We start from the raw sequence: 4,950 nt of genomic DNA on the forward strand, positions 1-4,950 counted from the left end.
GTACCCGCCGTGGTGCCGCCGCCCTGCATGAGCAGGATTTCCCCCGCCGTGTACGCTCCCGGCGTCGTCAGCGCGGAAACAGTACCCGGAAGAGTCGCTCCCATGATGCCGGACAGACTGGAAGTGAAAGAATCGGGGAGAAAGCTGGACAGGTTGGAAAGCGGAACGTTGCCAAGCAAACCACCAGCGGAAGCATTGACCATTTTTCCTGTAGCTGAGTCATACGCAAGCGCCGTCCCGCCGACGCCAAAGACGCCGCCGAGTGTGCCCATGATTTGAACGGTGATAGGCCGCAGCCATGCCGCGTTTGCCATTTCAGCCAGCGTGCGGATGAACATTTTCTTGAGCGAATCAAAAGTGTTCTTCGTGCCGCTGAGGAAGTTTTCCAGCATGTCCGCGCCAGCTTGATCGACTCTATTGTATGTTTCCTCCCACATTTTTCCGAAATCCGCGCTGTACTTATTGTTGCGCTGGAGGAGTAGTGCGTTGACGCGTTCGTCAATGTCTGCTCTTGACTGGCCTTGCTTCTCCCATTCCTCGATCTGGCGGTTGGTTTGATAGACGAAATATTCCTCGTCCGTCATCGTGGACTGGGCGTAAATGTCCGCCGTCTCTTTGCGGAAGTTGATGAATGTGGATTTGGCCTGCTCAAGCGCATTGTTGTACTGGCGCTGCGCGTCGGCCATCAGGTTGATATTTTCGGCCATGAGCTTGGCGTACTTATCGGGAGCTTGCTTCTTAAGCTGTTCAAGATTCTTCTTCCAGTCGTCATATTCTTTTTCTACTGTGGCAACGGCGGCAGCGGCAGGATTTGCGAATTTGAGGACATCCTTGAACAGATTGTCGTTCAATTCTTTCTGAAGTGAAGTCCGAAGCTCAATGACCTTCGGATTTGTTGATCCGAGAAGTTTTTCAAGTTTCTCGACCTTCTCGTCGACCTGCCATTGCCTGTACTGCGCGTCTGTCATTTGGAGCTTGTTCAGCTCGGACTCGACAGAGTGCAGGGCTGATTCAATCTGTTTGGCTTTCTTTTTGCCGTCGTCTGCGGCAGTTTTGCCGAGCGTAGATGTAGCCCTGATGCCATCTTGCATTTCTTTGAAAAAGCCAAGTGTAGCTTGTCTCCATGCGTCAATAGCAAAGGGGGTTCCTTCGCCGGGATCTCCGCTCAGGAAATTTTGCGCACCACCTGCAAAATTCAGATTGAAAGAAACTTCAGCAGTTGCCCCGTCCAAGTCGTTAACAGCCTTCTTCGCTGTGAAGAGGCTTTGTCCAAACAGCCTTGAAGTAGTGAGAAGCCCGGCTAAAGAGGCTGTAGCATCAGAAAATGGCGCTGTCGGAAATAATTCCTCTAAATCAAAAGAGGTAGCCTCCTGATTAATAGAATGCAGCGCGTCGGTTACTTCATTGAGCTTGCTTTTTATCGCGTCTATTCGTTGTGCGATGTTGTCGGCCTGTTCTTGTGCCGCTTCTCGTCCATAAATATCAAAGTCGTAATTTTTAGCATTTTGTGAGTATATATCATAAAGGCGTTGTTGCTCTTGAAGTTCTTTTTCTAGAGATGCTGTTTGTTCTCTATATTGGTTTCGTATAAACATTAATGCTTCAGCATTTTTGTCTTTTGAATAGCCGGATATTGCATCTATAGATTGTTTTTGCTTTTTCTCGTAATTTTTTATCCATTCCTCAAGCTCGTCACCAGTCATGGAGGCCCATTCCGAATTACTCAGTTCGCCACTTTGAACCAACGCTATGGCCTTCATTGTGTTTTGGATAAAACGGTTTGCTATAGCTACGCCAGCAAGGGCGAGTACGCCCTTTTTCCCATATAAAGCAATGCCGAACAGACCGATTTCACGAATTGTATCCGGTAGATTATTCCATCCATCAATTGCTGCTGTAGCAATTGAACCAATTTCTAGAGCGGCTTCTCCTGCTCCCGTTCCGATGCTTACGACAGCATCCCAAACGTTGGAAAATGTTGTTTCAAGGTTCGCAAGCGTATCTGCATCATTCAGATTACGGAGAGCGTCAGAAAACGCATATGTTGCAGTGAGGATTTTGTCCCCTATGAAATTATTCAAACGCTCATATGCTTCTCTAATATTATTAATATTCTGACTTATTTCGGGTTTTCCTGTCTCTTTATTGAACGTGATGAGAAGTTGCTGAAGCTGAGAAATGGATGCCTTCATCGAGTTGAATAAGCCGTCCGTAGAACCACGGGAGATGAATTCTACATACTCTTTTGTATTACTTACTAACCCTTCCCATGTATTCGCAATGGCATCGCCAGAATACTTGAACGACTCTAGACGTTTGTTAATTTCTTCAACAAGGACGCCTTGAGCCTTCCATTCTTTCACCAATTCTTTACTGATATTCAAGTATGGGGCGAGGAGGTCTTGAGCCTTATTGATGTTCCCCGAGAGCAGAGCTTCCACTTCTGTCCGCATCTGCTGAATAGGGATCTGGAATGCCCCCATAGCCTGCGCCGCACGAGTGGCAAGTTCGGGGATCTCTTCAAGGGCGTACCCGGCCTTGAGCGCGGGGGCGATGATGGCTTGAAAACCGTTGACAAGTTCCTGTGTCGTCGCCGTTGTTTCAAGCCCGAGTTGCTGGAGGCGCTGCATCAGCTTTTCGGCGACCTGTTGTGAGGCGACAAATTTTTCGGAGCCTTCCAGTACGCGCCCCTGTGCGTCGGCAAGCTGATTCGTAGAGGATACGATGGACGCGATGGAAAGCTTTTGCGATTCCCACGCTGCGTTGGCTTGAATGCCGATATTGGTAGCCGCCACAACGCCGTCCAAAAGCTTATATGCCGCATAGACGGATAAGACGCGCTGTGTGAGGGACGCAAAACGCTGATTAAGGGCATCCGCTACGGATGAAGCCTTGGCGAGAGATTTAGAGGCCGAGTCCGATCCCGAACCGAACCCCTGAATCTGCTTTCCGGCTTTCTCGGAGCTTGAGCCAAGGGCACGGGTTTGGTCTGTGGCCTTCCTGACGCTGGCCGTAAGGGTGCCAGCTTTAACGGCGGCACTTTCGGCAGAGGACGCGAACTTTCCGTCGGCGCGGTGAAGGTGCCCGAGCGCGTCATAATAATGCCCGGCGTCTTTGGCTACGTTACGTAGGGAAGCTGACGCCTTGTCCGTTTCTACTGAAACGGATTTCATACTGGCAACAGCCTCAGCCGCTCCTTTCCTCACACCGTTTGCGTCAAATGTCGCTGCAAACCGCATAGCTCCACCTCGTAAATTTGTCCCAACCCTACCATGTTCCCCCTAACGCCCTGCAAGAGGTTGTTGGAAGGTTTTTCGAGTATACGGTTGGAAGAGGGGAGAGGGGCAAGGGATTGTCTGAGTGTTTTTAGAGCAGGGGAGATGACTGACGGAAGGACATATGGTGGGATGAAGAACGCGAAGCCCCCAACCTTAGGGAAGGGGGCTTTATCAATGGGTCAATTCAATTCTTTTTTACAAAACCGGCATAATTTTGCATCAGGATAAATCCACTCTCTACAATACGGGCATTGAACCTTGCCGTCGCGTTCGACTATTTTCTGAGTAGGATTGAGTACAAGGATTACAATCATGAGAGGGGGAATAAAAAGGCTGGCGAGCGCCCATCCCCATGCAGAGCGGCCTTTTTTCTTTGCAAAACTGTATGATAAAATTGAACAAATAATAGGAATGACAATAAACAAAAGTTCTTTTTCCCCAATACCGTACATAGTTCCCTCACTCAGCAAATTTTTGAGCTGCATTTACAAATCGCTGAGCATAATTGTATAGATCCTCAACTTCTTTTACATAGGCTTTTTCCTCAGCTTGTTCATCATAAATAATAACATATGGATTTTTTACATCATAAAAAAGCCTACAAAGGGGTTTTCTGTTATTATTATCTATAATAATGGAACAGTATGTTTTGGCATCTCGTAAATATACTCGTCTAGGTTCAATAACACCTCTTACAATAGCTTGAATGACATACAGTGATGCAAACTCTTCATCTGTTGTGATAATTCCATTATTATCATCTTCTTGTTCTTGAATTTGCTGCGAAGGAGTTTCTATTTCTATTTTTTCTTCTACAGTTTTTGCAGACTCAAGCCTTTTATTGATTTGATCATTGATATATTCTGATACAGCGCGTTTTATAATTGGCTTAAATTGCTCTCGAATGGTTGAAGTAATTTTTCCACCATCATAACATTGAGAGGCATAAAGTCTTATAAATTCATCGGATGGATTTGACATGTCATCAGAAAAGAGAAGGTATACAGCCCGAGCCATTTTTAGATTTCCAGCAGCGCTGACAATACCATCTTCATCAAAGGATTCTTTTGCGAGTTTTTGAATTTCTGGGAGGTATCTTTCGTTGAAATCAAGAAGGTTGATTTCCATAAAAGGTTTTGTGTCCATGATATTTAGTTGATCAATATCGCTGAAGAAAAGATAGCGGCACCCATCCGTTAAAATACCAATACGGGCAGGTTGTGTGGAAAAATATCGAAAGAGTTGAGAACACTTTCCTGTGTCAAGTGGGGCGCCAAGAGGTTTACATTCGATGAGGATTACGGGATTCCCTTCTTTGAGAAGTGCAAAATCTATTTTTTCTCCGCGTTTTGTCCCAAAATCGGCAGTGTACTCTGCCGCAACCTCAGAGGGATTGAATACGTCATAGCCTAGAGCATTTATGAAAGGCATGATCAGAGAATTTTTGGTCATAGCTTCATTGAGCGACTGTCCCTGTACTTGCCGTACTCTTTCTGCCAGTGCCGCTATTTTTGCTGCATCCATAGTCTAACTCCTCCTTTCTCACTCACGCCATATAAACGAGTCTATGTCAAGGGCAGACGTGAAAAGCCCCAACTGTGGGGAAGGGGCTTTCGGGGGCAACCCCTGCTTGGCGCCCCCCCACGTGCGTGGGGAAGACACGGGCGTTAAG

General features: G+C 46.9%; 3 protein-coding genes. All 3 read right to left on the reverse strand.

Going from position 1 to position 4,950, the window contains the following annotated elements; translation table 11 throughout:
* Positions 1-3,239: tape measure protein (locus tag T370_RS23980; protein ID WP_156034491.1), on the reverse strand; the 3,239-nt coding region annotated here is incomplete at its 3' end.
* A 218-nt stretch (positions 3,240-3,457) separates the two neighbouring features.
* Entirely contained in the window at positions 3,458-3,763 is a 306-nt protein-coding gene (locus T370_RS25325; RefSeq protein WP_156034492.1) for a hypothetical protein, read from the reverse strand.
* A complete protein-coding gene (locus T370_RS0122355; protein ID WP_029437070.1) occupies positions 3,738-4,802 on the reverse strand; it encodes a type I restriction enzyme HsdR N-terminal domain-containing protein in 1,065 nt (354 codons plus the stop codon). Before T370_RS0122355 ends, T370_RS25325 begins: the two co-directional genes overlap by 26 nt.
* Positions 4,803-4,950 lie beyond the last annotated feature (148 nt).

It is taken from the genome of Bilophila wadsworthia ATCC 49260, from assembly GCF_000701705.1.
GTDB lineage: Bacteria > Desulfobacterota > Desulfovibrionia > Desulfovibrionales > Desulfovibrionaceae > Bilophila > Bilophila wadsworthia.